Raw genomic sequence first — 14044 nt, 5'->3', positions numbered from 1 at the left:
TTAAATTGCGCCGAGAATATTGCGCATAATGCTGTCATACTTTTGAATAAAACGGTTTAACGCCTCGATAGCCGCGTTATAACGGGAACTAGCCTCATTTAAACGTGTTGTTTTTTCCTGGACAGTATTGTTTAGTGGATTTACACGATCGTTAACCGAAGTCGAAAAGTTGGCTAACTTATTATTATCCTTGTCATATTTATATGAATCCTCTAGACCTGTCATAGCGCCACTCTGCTTGTTGGGGCTTTCTAAAAACTTTTTAATAGAGAGGTCTGATGATCCCTCGGATATCTTGATTAGCAGTTTATATTCAGCACTCTTCTCAAAAGTAGCCTGATCACTAAAACCATATTTCTCACGGTCCAACAAATTAAAGGAACCGGAACCGGTAATCTTAAGCTCCCCATTAGCTGATAACTTCGCATTAATCTCCGATTGAATAACACTGTAAATCTTTAACTCTGCGGTCAATGCCGCTAGTTCATCACGCAATTCAAGTCGTTTTTTATCATGACCTGACATAACAGAAACAAATATATTGATTACATCATCATCAAGACGATCCGGCGTTAAATTAAAGTGAACCGCAGCCAGAAAATCTCTTAATGTCCAGTCAGTTTTTAATGTCGGACTATTTAAGAAGGATTTAAGATTCTCGATTCCATTCTTTATTTGGCTATCTAAATGACCATCTTTGACAATAGCGTCCGCTGGCAGAAAATAGGCAATCAATTTTTTCAGGAGTTCTTTATTATCCTTACCACCTTCAGTAATAACCTGATTGCTAAATATCTCTTTATCCCTATTCGGATCATACCTTGCTTCAATCTTGATCTTCTTCTCAAGAATAAGCTCAACCAATTCATCAAGCTTCGAAGATCCAGAACCTTGTAATTGATTTAGCGAAACCCCGTTCAGATCTGTCAAGAAAAGCTGTGGGTCATTTTGATATGGCCTAATTTCCACCTTCAAACTCCTTATACAATAATGCCACGCATACGAGGTGGGCGACGAAGACGCTTTCCCTCTTCCAAAGAGGGTGGTTGGTTGCTTCGTAAGCGATTAACTTCTGTCAGCAACTCTTGCTCAGCATTCTGAACCAAATTAACGTCAGTATGACCAAACAGTTCTGTACCCACATTGGGGTTGATGCCAAGAGACTGCCACATCTCCTGCAATAGTTGCAGTCTGTGATCACTGTCTTTAATGGCTGCCTCAGCAGCTTGCAGTACTTTGGCGTTAGGTTCCTCTTGCATCAGTGACTCCTATAATAAAGAGAGATATTGATTCTTCCTGTCAAAGTTGGACTTTTTTTTGTTGTTTTCTCATTTGATGTAGCGATATAACGCAACTGGCTTCTAACTCAAACCAGCCAGGCACCACCTCACTCGCACCAGTCCAGCGATGGTAAAACCGGGCCAAACGTTCATCATTAAGGGGAGAGTCAACCAAAGTATTAACTTGACCATAAAGCCGACTACCCGGCCCAAGCACGGCCATCGTTGCTGTCGCCAACAGATAAAGAGGCGCAAATGGATTAGCAAGCCCTCGACGCTGCCGGGTACGGCGTAACATCACGATCCAAACTCGCGGTGCATCATAACGCCAGGCAATTTCACAGCCTTCATACCATACACGCCAGCCAAGAGGGATCGGGCTACTTCCCATATAGTGGGGGTGTACCGAATAACCCCGCGCCTCAAACCAAGGAGTAAGCGGATCATGATTCATAAGCACACCCTACCAAGAGGTTGGATGTTGATCTGTTGAGTCAATTCTTGATACGAGAGCACAGGCAAGCCGTGGTGATCACCTTCAATTAACTTACGCACATAGCGACGAATATCCATTGATACGATCAACACTGGCTTATTCTGCATTTGCGTTAAATCGCCCACTGTTTTCTTCATCTGTTCAAGGAAACTCTGCGTCACCGCCGGGTCTAGCGCCAGATAGCTACCCGCGCTCGTTTGGCGAATACCTCCTCGAATCTGCTCCTCTACCTGTTGATCTAACAGATAAGCGGGCAGAATATTGTTACCATTAGCATACTTGTAACAAATGTAACGCTTGAGACTACTGCGAATATATTCCGTTAATTGCACCACATCTTTTTCTTTCTGCCCCCACACCACCATCGCTTCGAGAATCGTACGTGTATTACGAATAGAGATGTCCTCACCGACCAACCGTTGCAATATCTCAGTCATCCGCTGCAATGGAATTATGCGCATGGCCTCCTTGACCAATTCACCATAGCTACCCTCCATCTGTTCCAGAAGATAACGGGTTTCCTGCACGCCAATAAAATCTTCGGCATACTCTCGCAGCACATGCGACAAATGCCAAGTGATCACCTGAGACATGGATAAAAACGCTAACCCGGACTTCACCAAACGCTCTTGATGTTCTTCCGCCACCCACAAGGTAGGCTGATTAGGTAATAGCGGTTCCCCTTCTTCATAAGGGATAGCCAATAGTTCCAATTGACTGACCGGTTCCTGCACCAGCAAATGCGCTGAACGCAGCCGACCACGGGCAACAGGCACCTCTTGTAGCTGGATTAAGTATTCCCCTTCTTTCATCCCTTCATTAAAGCGTAAGTGGATACCCGGAAATGGTACGCCTAAATCTAAATAGAGGGCGCGTCGTACCCGTATTAATTCATCATTCAGTGAAATAGCTTCCAGTTCAGCCTGTAATCCCGCGTCCACATCAATAAGCAAAGGAACCGTCATCGCAAATTCCTCTTTCTCACTCAGCTTTCCAGCTTTGGTCTTACTACCGCTTTTGGCTTTAGGTTTGGCTGCCGGTGCGCCTGCCCCTTGGGCTAACAGGCTAGGAAGATCTGCTTGCTGGCTGGCATTGGCTTGTCGCTGCCGTTGGAACAGCAAATAACCGCCACCCGCTACCACCAGTGCAAGCAGTAAGAAGGTTAATGTAGGGAAGCCAGGAATCAGGCCAAACAACACCAATAAAACACCGCCAATCAGCAGTGCCTTTGGTTGGGCAATGACCTGCTCGCCGATCTCATTCCCCAAATCAGAAGCATCTTCCGACGAAACCCGCGTAACAATGATACCTGCGGTGATAGCGATCAATAGTGCCGGAACCTGAGCGACCATACCATCACCAACGGTCAAAATGGCGTAGAGCTGCAATGCATCAGCCGCCGACATCCCTTTCTGGGTGACGCCTATGGTTATCCCACCCAAAATGTTGACAAAGATGATAAGGAGGCTCGCAATCGCATCCCCCTTAACAAACTTCATCGCACCATCCATCGAACCAAACATCTGGCTCTCTTTTTCGATAATGCTGCGCCTCTCTCTGGCTTCATTGACATCAATCACGCCAGCACGCATATCTCCATCGATACTCATCTGTTTACCGGGCATGGCATCTAGGGAAAAACGGGCGCTCACCTCAGCTACGCGCTCCGAACCTTTGGTTATGACGATAAATTGTACAATGGTGATGATCAAAAAGATCACTATCCCGACAATCAGGTTGCCACCGACAACGAAATTACCAAAGGTATAGACTATCTTACCGGCATCGGCTTGCAGGAGGATCATCCGGGTGGTACTGACGGAAAGCGCCAAACGAAATAGCGTCGTCACCAGCAAGACCGCCGGAAAAGCAGAAAACTGTAAAGGGGAATTGATATAGACTGCCATCATCATGAGCACAACAGAGATGGTCATATTAATGGCGATCAAAATGTCAAGCAGGATAGGCGGAAGCGGCAACACCATCATGAAAACCACGGCCAGCAACAAGATTGCCAACATGATGTCTTTACGCTCACCAATCAGACGCAATAACTCTAACCCACGGCTCATAATAAGACCCCTTGAGCGAGATAACGCTGATAAGCACTACGTGCTTCTTCCAAGTTCCCTTCTTGTTGACAGGCGCGGCTAACACAAAGCCAGAGAGCAGCGCTTTGTTCACCTTGCTCTTGTAAGAGAGTGCAATGCTCTTTTGCCATGCTCCCCTTTTGCAGTTTAAGCAATGAAACCACCAGAGCTCGACGCCCTTCCTGATGTTCGGGATGCAAAGCCAGTAATGCATCCAATAAAATACGCGCTCGGTCAGGGTGACCGTATTGAAGTTGGAGCCAGCCAAGCAGCAACAGAGCGCTCTGCTGTTTAACACTGAGAGTCATGGTCATACCTTGTGCAACAGGTGCAGAGCCATCTGCAACAACTGTTCATCTTGATTCATTTTTTCCAACAGGGAGACAGCATGCTGTACCCTGACGTCATTATCTTGTTGCAAAATTGTACGCAGACCACTAACCGCCTGGCGAAAATCATGTGGACGCAACAGAGAGTGAAACCCATCTTGCGGGCAAGCAAAAGCCAACAAAGCCTGATCAGCCTTGTTAGCGGGATAAAGACGTGCAGAGTGAGTCTCAACGGATTGACCATCGGGCAATAACGCGTAGCGATCAGGTAAGCTAACCGCTATCTCTTCCCGACTGATTGCCGTTAGTTGTTCAATTCCTATATGGGCGGCAGCGATTTTGCTCACGAAGCGAGCACCTCTCGCTGTACTCTTAATAAAGAGCGAAATGCCTGATGCAGCAAGGGCAAAGTTATCTCTCGTTCATCCAGTGTCACAAATAATAACAGGCGATCTTCCCCCAACCAGCCACAACGCAAGGGCAGTTCAGGCCCCTGACCACTGAAAGTGAGTAACATCGCCTTAACCATGACCTCTTTTCCCTGATGCCAAGGAATTTCGCGGGCCAGCCAAAGTGTTAATGCGCCACCATAGCGCTCAATTTGTAACGTACCAGAATATTCAAAATCGATTTGGATCAAGGGGCTAGAAACATCAGACATCTCCATACCCAAATCCTGACAAAACTGGAGTAACTGTGGCTCTATCCAGTTCATGATGTTCCCTCTCCCGACCACAATTCGTCTTCTTCTCTCTCAATTGCTGTATCCAGCGCCAGTTGACAAGCATTAAGCAAATTTTGGCGCTGTTCTTCATCACTGAACACTTCCACCGGAATCAAACGAATCAACCGTTTCAACTCGCGGTAGAAATGAATTTGAGTTTGGCTATCCTGCAATCCCAAAGCATGACCGAGCATTTCAATATCCCGCACATTGGCCCAACGTTTCTCAACCAGAGAAACGACATCCCCCATAAGGTCAGAAGGACCGTATGCCATGACCTTCCCCCTCTATCACGCTTTTCCATAACTGCTCAACCTGAACCGACAAGCTGTTAAGCAAACGGAGTTTATGCATGTCACTCATCACACGTTCCAGCTTAATAGGATCAAGTTGCCGCTGTTGGCTGTCCAGATCAGCACTCAAGGCTTTCATGATGAATCCGGTGACTTCCATCAGGGAACTACTCTTGAAATTAGATTGAATATCCCGCCAGGCAGCCGACAGACCTTGATAATCCATCACGGCATCACGATAGATGTTGCGCAATGCTTGCAAGTTACCAACCCCATTTCTCGCTGCTGTCGTCGCATCAGGCGTAATGCGGGCTCCCAACTCGATAGCAATCCCTTGCTCTTGCGCTAAACGTGACAACTCCTGGTCAATCAATGTCAATATGGCATGTGCCTCTGGCCTGTCAGCCAGCGCATCACGGGCCTGACTCAGCGCATAGAATTGCTCACTCACCTCGCCAGAGAAACTTTCCAGATAAGCCTGTAACTGAGCAATATTAGTCAGTTGAGCACTGTTTAAGTGAGAGATTAATGCCTTGACCTTTTGTTGACGCTCCAAATCCGGCACCTTCTGCAAATACTCACCCACCAGCGCCTCAATTTCTCGCACCCTGGCATGCCCATCGCTAACTTTACGCTTGGAGAGCGGCATATCTTTACGCTCCGAAAATGCAAAGGTCAGTTCTTCAGCCGCATCAGCAAAAGATTGGGATGCTGATACCAGCACGACTTTCTCTCCCTGAAATTGACCAACCTTGGCCTGCTCCTGTTGTGCGGTCACCCCGGTACCCGGTTCTGATAAAGTTATCGAATGAAGATGATTCTGGATAATATCCATAGTCTACCTTGTCATATCAGAGTTAATAATGAACAAATTATAAAGATACCGTCCCGGAGCCTATGCCAAAATCAGTCGTGAATTTTTAGCAAAATCCGCCGTAACTCAAGGCAAAGCCCATTGATCTGGTCTAAGGCACATCAAATATGCACAATACGCCGTGAACAAATCTAGGAAACCTCACCGATAAAGCCGAGAATATCCAGGCAAACTCCAACCATTTTCTAAAAACTCCCGACTCAGGGTGCAATCCCTCCCCCTCTCCCTTCTTTATAGTATTTGCAGCAGAGGTTATATAAACGATCATGAAGCTTTCCCTTGACCATATTCCCGGCCAAATGCGCCACTCCATTAATGAATGCCGGCTAATTCAGATTCGCGGTAGGGTTACACAGGTCACGGGTACACTACTTAAAGCCGTTATTCCTGGTGTACGGATAGGTGAACTTTGTCACTTACGCAATCCTGACAACACGCTGTCGCTTTTGGCGGAGGTGATTGGGTTCCAACAACATCAAGCCTTATTGACTCCACTTGGTGAGATGTTTGGCATCTCTTCAAATACCGAAGTCAGTCCAACCGGAGCCATGCACCAAGTTGGCGTCGGTGATTACCTGTTAGGGCAAGTCCTTGATGGGCTGGGTAATCCATTTTCCGGCGGCCAATTGCCGGAACCACAAGCCTGGTATCCAGTTTACCGGGATGCTCCGGCTCCCATGAGTCGTAAACGAATTGAACACCCGCTTTCACTTGGCGTGCGTGCTATTGATGGCTTACTCACTTGCGGTGAAGGCCAACGTATGGGGATTTTTGCCGCGGCTGGCGGCGGAAAAAGTACACTGTTATCTACGTTGATTCGTAGCGCCGAAGTTGATGTTACCGTGCTGGCACTCATCGGTGAGCGTGGCCGTGAAGTGCGGGAATTTATCGAATCGGATCTCGGTGAAGAGGGACTAAAACGTTCAGTGCTGGTGGTCGCGACCTCGGATCGCCCGGCAATGGAACGAGCTAAAGCAGGGTTTGTCGCCACATCAATCGCTGAGTATTTTCGTGATCAAGGCAAACGTGTACTGCTATTGATGGATTCTGTGACCCGTTTCGCCCGTGCACAACGAGAAATAGGTTTAGCTGCCGGCGAACCACCAACCCGACGAGGTTATCCGCCGTCAGTATTCGCTGCTTTGCCTCGATTAATGGAACGTGCTGGTCAATCGGACAAAGGTTCGATTACCGCCCTTTATACCGTACTGGTGGAAGGCGATGACATGACAGAACCCGTGGCAGATGAGACCCGCTCTATCCTTGATGGTCACATTATTTTGTCACGCAAGCTGGCCGCAGCTAATCATTATCCAGCTATCGATGTGTTACGTTCCGCGAGTAGGGTGATGAATCAAATCATCACCCCTGAACATCAGGCTCAAGCTGGTCTGTTACGCAACTGGTTAGCCAAATATGAAGAAGTTGAACTTTTGTTGCAGATTGGAGAGTACCAAAAGGGGCAAGATTCCGTTGCTGACAATGCCATTGCACGTATTGAAGCAATACGTAATTGGTTACGCCAAGGCACTCATGAACCAAGTGATTTACCGCAAGCTTTAGCGCAATTACAGCAGATAACAAAATAATGATTAGCCGTTTACAACGCATAAAAGCCTTACGAGTCGAACGTGCTGAAAAACATTTTTCTCTGCAACAAATGAAACTGCAAACAGCCCGTCAAAACCATCAACAGGCTTTGCAAAGCTTGCAAGATTATTGTCAATGGCGAATAGAAGAAGAACAACGGCTTTTTGCACTGTGTCAGGGCCAACCTATTGACCGTAAAGGTCTTGAGCGCTGGCAACAACAAGTTGCCCTGTTGCGCGAAAATGAAGCGCAACTGGAAAAGCAAGTGGCTGAAATGAAAGAAAAAGTGGAGCAGGAACTCCATCAATTACAAGAGTGTCAACGTGTACTGCACCACGCACGCCAACAGCAAGAAAAATTTAATGAATTGGGTCGCCAGCAACAAGAGGCGATCCGTGCCCAAGGTGAATACCAGGAAGAGCTGGAACAAGAAGAGTTCCATCGCCAAGAAAGAGTGTAAAACAGAAGAGTATGAACCCACTGACAGCTATCGGCAAAGGTGTCTCCTCCCTCCCAACGTCGTCTCCCGCAGAGGCAGACGCAGATTTGCAACGCCGTTTCGAGCAAGCTATCACTTCTCATGCCGCCAACACACGCCAGTCAACCACACGGCGGACGGAACAACCGTTAACTAACACGACAACAAATAGTAAAAATAGTAAAACCGCGGATCAGCATGCTACACATGACTCAGATGAGGAGCTTCCACTATTCGACTCTCCCCAACCGGCAATTGATGATTCGCGCCAGCAAGCCTTACCATTGACAGGCCATGACATGCCTGCGCTGCCTCAAAATCAGAAAAAAAACTTATCGGCTTCCGTGCATCGCCTTAGTGAGATCGCTAGTGAGATAAGAGAGTCTCTGTCAGCACCCGGAGTCCCAACGCGTCAATCAAACCTGAACACCTCGTCTGATTCTGGCCTAAAACCGGTTGATATCACTGTGACTTCTAATCCTGACACAACTAATCCTGACACAACTAATCCTGATACAACTAATCCTGATACAACTAATCCTGACACAACTAATTCTGACACAGCAATGACGCCTGTTCAGCAAGATGCAAACGATGAACTGACATATCAAGCAGTGATGCAGACAACACTTGGTCGATCCCCATCTCAGCCAGATACACAACGCGGTGCTACTCCTCACCAACAGGCCAACCCGACTTTACCTATACCTGCCCGCCATGCCGACGAAATCAACATAGCGGAAAGAAAAACACTAGCTGAAACCGAGACCTACCATTTGGTGGTATCAAAGCCAAAAGAGTCTGACTCTCAATCTTCTTACTCTGGCGGATCAGATGGGAAAGCACCTTTCTTCCCACAAGCACAACTCCTGCCAGGGGAGCGCATCCTTGCCACGATGCAAGCAACTTCAACCATATCTCCCCTTTTGGAAGCGTTGATCGACAAACTGAGTGTGGAGATCAGTATTGAGCTAACCCAACAGCCGCGTCCGGCAACATTACATCTAACACTCCCTAGTCTGGGGGTGCTTGAGATCCAACTCACCAACGAGCATGGCAAACTTCAAATAGAGATTTTAGCGAATCCCGCAGCTCAACAACTGCTGAAACAAGCACGCTTTGAACTGATTGAACGTTTACAACTTCTCTATCCAACACAAACTATCGAGCTCTCCCTTCCGTCTCAAACGGATAGTGAACATGGATCGCGTCAACGTCGCAGCGTATACGAAGAATGGAAAAAAGATGCATGAATAGCCTGACCTTATCCAAAGTTTCATCGGAAGAATTAACGCTGCATCAGGCCCTGAATCGCCACCAGCAACAATTTAGTTGGGATAATAGCCATCTCTCCCTGGATGTGGCTCTCTCTCCCCAAACGTTGGACAGGATACTGATCGCCCATTGGCAGGGACAAACTTTTTCCTTTTACTGCCATGCAGCCGAACTCGCGTTGTGGCTCGCGCCTGATCTACAACAAGCGGATCTCACCTCGCTCCCTCAAGATCTGCTGCTGGCATTGCTGGAATATCAGAGCAAAGTGCTGCCTACTCTATCATGGTCAGCACTGCGTACCACGTCAGAACGCCCTTTGTCAGCTTGCTTGCGGCTACTCCTTGAACGGCCGGGGGCCACATTGCCGCTCTGGTTACCTGAGCCATCCCCCTTAATTGCCATATTGCCAGAACGTCAATCTGGTGAGTGCCTGCCTATTCCATTACGACTTTCTCTGCAATGGGGGGCAATAACCCTGACTTTAGACGCATTTCGCACTCTGGAGTCAGGGGATGTGCTGTTACTGCCCCCACAGCAACAACCAGATGCCCCTTTATTAGCGTATCTGGAAGGACGCCCTTGGGCCTACTTTAAATCCCATGACCATAAACTGGAGTTAATCACCATGCACACCCCCTCCCCTGACAATTCTGACGACACTCTGCCAGTAACGGACTTAAACGACCTGGAGGTTCATGTCAGCTTCGAAGTGGGTCGTCAGACCTTGGATCTACAGACACTCACCAGCCTGCAACCCGGTTCATTACTCGATCTTGGTGTTCCTTCAGACGGTGCAGTCCGTATTCTTGTCAATCAGAAATGCCTGGGTTCAGGGCGGTTGGTAGATATTGAGGGGCGTCTGGGAGTAAGAGTAGAACATCTCTCCGTGGAGAAACAATCATGATCCAGTTACCGAATGAATTGGATCTCATCATCGGTCTGGCTTTGCTGGCTCTGCTTCCCTTTATTGCGGTGATGGCGACCTCTTTTCTCAAACTGGCCGTGGTATTTTCCTTACTGCGTAACGCATTGGGCGTACAGCAGATCCCACCTAACATGGCTATGTACGGATTGGCAATTATCCTCACTATTTACGTGATGGCTCCGGTAGGTTTTGCCACGCAAGATTACCTGCGCCAAAATGAAGTTTCATTCAGCAATGCACAATCAGTAGAGAAATTTGTGGAAGAGGGCCTGACACCTTACCGGAATTTTCTCAAACAACATATTAAGCCCAGTGAACGCACTTTCTTCATCGACAGTACCCGACAAATTTGGCCAAGCCAGTATGCAGATCGGCTAGAACCAGACAGCCTGTTGATACTGTTACCCGCCTTTACAGTCAGTGAATTAACCCGAGCTTTTGAAATTGGGTTTCTGCTTTATCTACCGTTTATTGCAATCGATCTCATTATTTCTAACATTCTGCTCGCAATGGGGATGATGATGGTTTCGCCAATGACCATCTCTCTTCCTTTCAAATTACTGTTATTTGTCTTGCTTGATGGCTGGACACGCCTGACCCACGGCCTTGTCATCAGTTACGGAGATTGAATATGAGTAATGCTGATATTTTGCATTTCACCAGCCAATCTCTCTGGTTAGTGTTAATCCTTTCCCTGCCGCCGGTACTCATGGCTGCGGCAGTGGGAACATTGGTCTCGCTAATCCAAGCGCTCACCCAAATACAAGAACAAACGCTAGGTTTTGTTATTAAATTAGTTGCGGTCATTATCACCCTGTTCGCTACTGCTACCTGGCTTGGCAACGAACTCTATAGCTTTGCCAACATGACTTTTCTTAAGGTGCCGCTGATCAGATGACCTTACCAGAGCTCCAGCAGCAAATGCTGGCTTATACCCTGTTATTGCCACGTATCATGAGCTGCTTTGTGATATTTCCTGTACTCAGCAAGCAAATGCTAGGCGGTGGACTAATCCGCAACGGCGTGGCTTGCTCACTGGCCCTCTATGCTTACCCAACAGTAGCCGGTAACCCACTGCCTACATTAGGTAGCCTAGAGTTGACGCTGTTACTCGGTAAAGAAGTTCTGCTTGGTTTGCTCATTGGCTTTATCGCTTCTATTCCATTTTGGGCAATGGAAGCCACCGGTTTTATTATAGATAACCAACGGGGAGCAACAATGGCGTCAGTGCTCAACCCGTCTCTGGGAAGTCAAACCTCACCTACAGGTCTGTTATTGACTCAAACACTGATCACACTTTTTTTCTCCGGCGGCGCTTTTCTTAGTCTGCTTGGTGCCCTATTTCAGAGTTATAACAGTTGGCCGGTAACGCAATTCTTCCCCCAAATTACCAACCAATGGCTCCATTTTTTCTACGGCCAGTTTAGTTATCTGTTGCAACTCTGCGCCCTAATGGCCGCCCCTTTGTTAGTTGCCATGTTTCTGGCAGAGTTCGGGCTAGCACTGATTAGCCGTTTCGCGCCTTCTCTCAATGTCTTCGTGTTAGCAATGCCAATCAAAAGTGCAATTGCCAGCCTGTTACTGGTTATCTATATCCAGTTATTGATGCATCACGCCTATGATAAAGTGCTGTTAACTCTCTCCCCAGTACGCATGTTAATCCCCATCCTGGAGGCACCATGAGTGGAGAAAAGACGGAAAAACCTACCCCGAAAAAACTCAGAGATGCCCGGAAGAAAGGTCAGGTAACCAAAAGTAACGAAGTCGTTTCTACCTCCTTAATCTTGGGGCTAATCGGCATGATGATGGTCATGTCTGAATACTATCTGGAGCATCTGAGTAAACTGATGCTGATCCCGGCTAATCTACTAGAAAAACCCTTTCCTCAAGCCTTAAACCATGTAGTTGAAAACTTGATGCAGGAGCTGGTCTACCTCTGTCTGCCAATTCTGAGCGTTTCCGCTTTGCTATCGCTGGTCTCACACTTCGCCCAATATGGTTTTCTACTTAGTGGACATGCCATTAAACCTGATATTAAGAAGATCAACCCGGTTGAAGGTGCTAAAAGAATCTTTTCTATCAAGAGCTTGGTGGAATTCATCAAATCGATACTTAAAGTGGGGCTACTCTGTACCTTGGTTTGGGTGACTCTGGCAGGCAATCTACAAGCGTTGCTGAACCTACCAGAGTGTGGGGAACAATGCATTATCCCTGTACTCGGAACAATGTTAACCCAACTTATGACGGTATGTGGTATGGGGCTTATCGTGATCTCTATCGCCGATTATGCCTTTGAACACTACCAACATATTAAACAGCTTAGAATGAGCAAAGATGAGATCAAACGGGAATATAAAGAGAGTGAAGGCAGCCCAGAGATCAAAAGCAAACGACGCCAATTTCACCAAGAATTACAATCAAGCAATATGCGTGCTAGCGTCAAGAACTCATCAGTGATCGTCGCCAACCCAACTCACATTGCCGTGGGTATTCGCTATAAGAAAGGGGAGACACCGTTACCCCTTATCACACTCAAGTTCACCGACGCTCAGGCCCTACAAGTTCGACGTATTGCCGAAGAGGAAGGTATTCCGGTGTTACAACGCATTCCTCTGGCACGAGCGCTTTATCAAGATGGCCTGATCGACCAATATATTCCTGCTGATCTTATCCAAGCTACCGCAGAAGTTTTACGCTGGCTAGAACAGTGGCAAGATCGTGCTCCTGAGCCGTAACCCGTCCTCAAACATGTTAAGCAACCACATATACGGAGGCGTTATCAAACATAGAGGACAAAAAGCATAACGCTGAAACCACCGCCGTCGCCAGGAGAGCGAACAGCGGAACGCCGTTACGCATTAAGAGCATTAAAGAAGGCTGGCGCTTTCCCCTCACGTGCCAGATTAAATAGCATGCGCGTCGGGGCATACAGCCCGGAATTACCCGCAGACACAACTGATGTGAGAATGACGGCATTCATCACGGCTGCCGCAGAAAGCAACCCAGCATTACGGAAAACCAGTTTAAAGTGCAAGTGCGCCAGAAACGGGCATAAATACGGCCAGTTCGCCTAGTCAGATGTTGCGGTAATGCGGACCTGAAATTAACGAAAATAGAGAGTTACAGGGGCTATATAACCCCTGTCTGGGAAAAATCAAAGGGTCATCATCATTTCATGCCAGGCCATCCCACCATGATCGGATGTGGACGGCTTGATGTACTGATAGCCAAAGTGAGAATACAGATCGACATGGCGATCCTTGCACATTAGATGAATCGTCTCTTTATTCATAGACTTCATATGTGACACGAATTCGCGCATCAACAAGGATGAATAGCCTTTACCCTGGAAGTCAGGGTGAACCACAACAGACATAATTACTGCGTTTGGCGCAGCCGCATCGTGTCCCACGAGTTGTTTGAACTCTTCGTCAGACATAACAACTTCCCAAGCACAACCTGCATTGATAAAGCCGATGACCTCACCGTCATTTTCCATGCACAAGAAGCCTTCCGGGTAAAGGTCAATGCGGGTAGCAATTTTTTCTCGTGTAGCGGCTTCATCACCTTCATAAGCAGTAATTTCAATCTCATAGCAACGATCAACGTCGGCGGGAGTAGCCTGACGGAAAACTGGGTTAAACATGCTTTTGCCTCTTCATAAATCATCTCAATCAGAATAGTACCTTT

General features: G+C 47.4%; 18 protein-coding genes and 1 pseudogene. 8 read left to right on the top strand and 11 right to left on the bottom strand.

From position 1 onward, the window contains the following. The 9 genes from EAE91_RS05170 to sctW are packed head-to-tail and all read right to left on the bottom strand — an operon-like array spanning window position 1 to window position 6047. Window positions 1–969, bottom strand: a complete 969-nt coding sequence (locus tag EAE91_RS05170) for a virulence-associated V antigen (protein ID WP_214087549.1) — start codon at window positions 967–969, stop codon at window positions 1–3. Between the two features lie 11 nt (window positions 970–980). Then, entirely contained in the window at window positions 981–1259 is a 279-nt protein-coding gene (locus EAE91_RS05165) for an LcrG family type III secretion system chaperone (RefSeq protein WP_214087548.1), read from the bottom strand. 40 nt (window positions 1260–1299) lie between these two features. Continuing rightward, entirely contained in the window at window positions 1300–1734 is a 435-nt protein-coding gene (locus tag EAE91_RS05160) for an LcrR family type III secretion system chaperone (RefSeq protein WP_214087547.1), read from the bottom strand. Then, entirely contained in the window at window positions 1731–3848 is a 2118-nt protein-coding gene (sctV, locus tag EAE91_RS05155) for a type III secretion system export apparatus subunit SctV (RefSeq protein WP_214087546.1), read from the bottom strand. Before sctV ends, EAE91_RS05160 begins: the two co-directional genes overlap by 4 nt. Further along, window positions 3845–4174 (bottom strand): type III secretion system chaperone SctY, encoded by a 330-nt coding sequence (gene sctY, locus EAE91_RS05150; RefSeq protein ID WP_214087545.1) that lies wholly within the window; start codon window positions 4172–4174, stop codon window positions 3845–3847. The genes sctV and sctY overlap by 4 nt, the downstream gene beginning before the upstream one ends. A 2-nt stretch (window positions 4175–4176) precedes the next feature. Then, entirely contained in the window at window positions 4177–4542 is a 366-nt protein-coding gene (gene sctX / locus EAE91_RS05145) for a YscX family type III secretion system protein SctX (protein ID WP_214087544.1), read from the bottom strand. Next, window positions 4539–4910, bottom strand: coding sequence for a type III secretion chaperone SycN (gene sycN / locus EAE91_RS05140; protein ID WP_036775306.1), 372 nt, complete (start codon window positions 4908–4910; stop codon window positions 4539–4541). The genes sctX and sycN overlap by 4 nt, the downstream gene beginning before the upstream one ends. Beyond that, window positions 4907–5194, bottom strand: coding sequence for a TyeA family type III secretion system gatekeeper subunit (locus EAE91_RS05135; RefSeq protein WP_214087543.1), 288 nt, complete (start codon window positions 5192–5194; stop codon window positions 4907–4909). The genes sycN and EAE91_RS05135 overlap by 4 nt, the downstream gene beginning before the upstream one ends. Then, window positions 5175–6047, bottom strand: a complete 873-nt coding sequence (gene sctW, locus EAE91_RS05130) for a type III secretion system gatekeeper subunit SctW (RefSeq protein ID WP_214087542.1) — start codon at window positions 6045–6047, stop codon at window positions 5175–5177. The genes EAE91_RS05135 and sctW overlap by 20 nt, the downstream gene beginning before the upstream one ends. Window positions 6048–6352: 305 nt before the next feature. On the opposite strand from sctW, the gene sctN reads away from it, so the two are divergent. From sctN to sctU, 8 genes are read left to right on the top strand one after another with little or no spacing between them, the layout of a single operon-like run. Further along, window positions 6353–7675: a type III secretion system ATPase SctN gene (gene sctN / locus EAE91_RS05125; protein WP_214087541.1), complete on the top strand. Its 1323-nt coding sequence runs from the start codon at window positions 6353–6355 to the stop codon at window positions 7673–7675. Continuing rightward, on the top strand, window positions 7675–8136 hold the full coding sequence (locus tag EAE91_RS05120) for a type III secretion protein (RefSeq protein WP_214087540.1): 462 nt from the start codon (window positions 7675–7677) through the stop codon (window positions 8134–8136). Before sctN ends, EAE91_RS05120 begins: the two co-directional genes overlap by 1 nt. Window positions 8137–8147: 11 nt before the next feature. Next, window positions 8148–9407 (top strand): type III secretion system needle length determinant, encoded by a 1260-nt coding sequence (locus EAE91_RS05115; protein ID WP_214087539.1) that lies wholly within the window; start codon window positions 8148–8150, stop codon window positions 9405–9407. Beyond that, entirely contained in the window at window positions 9404–10333 is a 930-nt protein-coding gene (gene sctQ / locus EAE91_RS05110; protein ID WP_214087538.1) for a type III secretion system cytoplasmic ring protein SctQ, read from the top strand. Before EAE91_RS05115 ends, sctQ begins: the two co-directional genes overlap by 4 nt. Further along, window positions 10330–10983 carry a type III secretion system export apparatus subunit SctR gene (gene sctR / locus EAE91_RS05105; protein ID WP_214067089.1) on the top strand — a complete coding sequence of 218 codons (654 nt, stop codon included), beginning with the start codon at window positions 10330–10332 and terminating at the stop codon, window positions 10981–10983. The genes sctQ and sctR overlap by 4 nt, the downstream gene beginning before the upstream one ends. Before the next feature lie 2 nt (window positions 10984–10985). Next, window positions 10986–11252 (top strand): type III secretion system export apparatus subunit SctS, encoded by a 267-nt coding sequence (gene sctS / locus EAE91_RS05100; RefSeq protein WP_214087537.1) that lies wholly within the window; start codon window positions 10986–10988, stop codon window positions 11250–11252. Continuing rightward, window positions 11249–12037 carry a type III secretion system export apparatus subunit SctT gene (sctT, locus tag EAE91_RS05095; protein ID WP_214087536.1) on the top strand — a complete coding sequence of 263 codons (789 nt, stop codon included), beginning with the start codon at window positions 11249–11251 and terminating at the stop codon, window positions 12035–12037. The genes sctS and sctT overlap by 4 nt, the downstream gene beginning before the upstream one ends. Further along, window positions 12034–13089 (top strand): type III secretion system export apparatus subunit SctU, encoded by a 1056-nt coding sequence (gene sctU, locus EAE91_RS05090; RefSeq protein ID WP_214087535.1) that lies wholly within the window; start codon window positions 12034–12036, stop codon window positions 13087–13089. Before sctT ends, sctU begins: the two co-directional genes overlap by 4 nt. A 15-nt stretch (window positions 13090–13104) precedes the next feature. Here the strand turns inward: sctU and EAE91_RS05085 are convergent. Then, window positions 13105–13382, bottom strand: a pseudogene (locus tag EAE91_RS05085) (amino acid permease); the annotation flags it as partial. A 126-nt stretch (window positions 13383–13508) separates the two neighbouring features. Then, window positions 13509–14000: a GNAT family N-acetyltransferase gene (locus tag EAE91_RS05080; RefSeq protein WP_214051749.1), complete on the bottom strand. Its 492-nt coding sequence runs from the start codon at window positions 13998–14000 to the stop codon at window positions 13509–13511. Window positions 14001–14044 lie beyond the last annotated feature (44 nt).

The organism is Photorhabdus noenieputensis (genome assembly GCF_018448935.1).
Taxonomy (GTDB): Bacteria; Pseudomonadota; Gammaproteobacteria; order Enterobacterales; family Enterobacteriaceae; genus Photorhabdus; species Photorhabdus noenieputensis.
Note: the sequence above shows the minus strand (reverse complement) of the source record. Positions and strands in the feature narration are given on the sequence as shown.

Coding starts and splice junctions, on each gene's coding strand:
- EAE91_RS05165 (WP_214087548.1), bottom strand. CDS start 1,259: ATGCAAGAGGAACCTAACGCCAAAGTACTGCAAGCTGCTGAGGCAGCC.
- EAE91_RS05160 (WP_214087547.1), bottom strand. CDS start 1,734: ATGAATCATGATCCGCTTACTCCTTGGTTTGAGGCGCGGGGTTATTCG.
- sctV (WP_214087546.1), bottom strand. CDS start 3,848: ATGAGCCGTGGGTTAGAGTTATTGCGTCTGATTGGTGAGCGTAAAGAC.
- sctY (WP_214087545.1), bottom strand. CDS start 4,174: ATGACTCTCAGTGTTAAACAGCAGAGCGCTCTGTTGCTGCTTGGCTGG.
- sycN (WP_036775306.1), bottom strand. CDS start 4,910: ATGAACTGGATAGAGCCACAGTTACTCCAGTTTTGTCAGGATTTGGGT.
- EAE91_RS05135 (WP_214087543.1), bottom strand. CDS start 5,194: ATGGCATACGGTCCTTCTGACCTTATGGGGGATGTCGTTTCTCTGGTT.
- sctW (WP_214087542.1), bottom strand. CDS start 6,047: ATGGATATTATCCAGAATCATCTTCATTCGATAACTTTATCAGAACCG.
- sctN (WP_214087541.1), top strand. CDS start 6,353: ATGAAGCTTTCCCTTGACCATATTCCCGGCCAAATGCGCCACTCCATT.
- EAE91_RS05120 (WP_214087540.1), top strand. CDS start 7,675: ATGATTAGCCGTTTACAACGCATAAAAGCCTTACGAGTCGAACGTGCT.
- EAE91_RS05115 (WP_214087539.1), top strand. CDS start 8,148: ATGAACCCACTGACAGCTATCGGCAAAGGTGTCTCCTCCCTCCCAACG.
- sctQ (WP_214087538.1), top strand. CDS start 9,404: ATGAATAGCCTGACCTTATCCAAAGTTTCATCGGAAGAATTAACGCTG.
- sctR (WP_214067089.1), top strand. CDS start 10,330: ATGATCCAGTTACCGAATGAATTGGATCTCATCATCGGTCTGGCTTTG.
- sctS (WP_214087537.1), top strand. CDS start 10,986: ATGAGTAATGCTGATATTTTGCATTTCACCAGCCAATCTCTCTGGTTA.
- sctT (WP_214087536.1), top strand. CDS start 11,249: ATGACCTTACCAGAGCTCCAGCAGCAAATGCTGGCTTATACCCTGTTA.
- sctU (WP_214087535.1), top strand. CDS start 12,034: ATGAGTGGAGAAAAGACGGAAAAACCTACCCCGAAAAAACTCAGAGAT.
- EAE91_RS05080 (WP_214051749.1), bottom strand. CDS start 14,000: ATGTTTAACCCAGTTTTCCGTCAGGCTACTCCCGCCGACGTTGATCGT.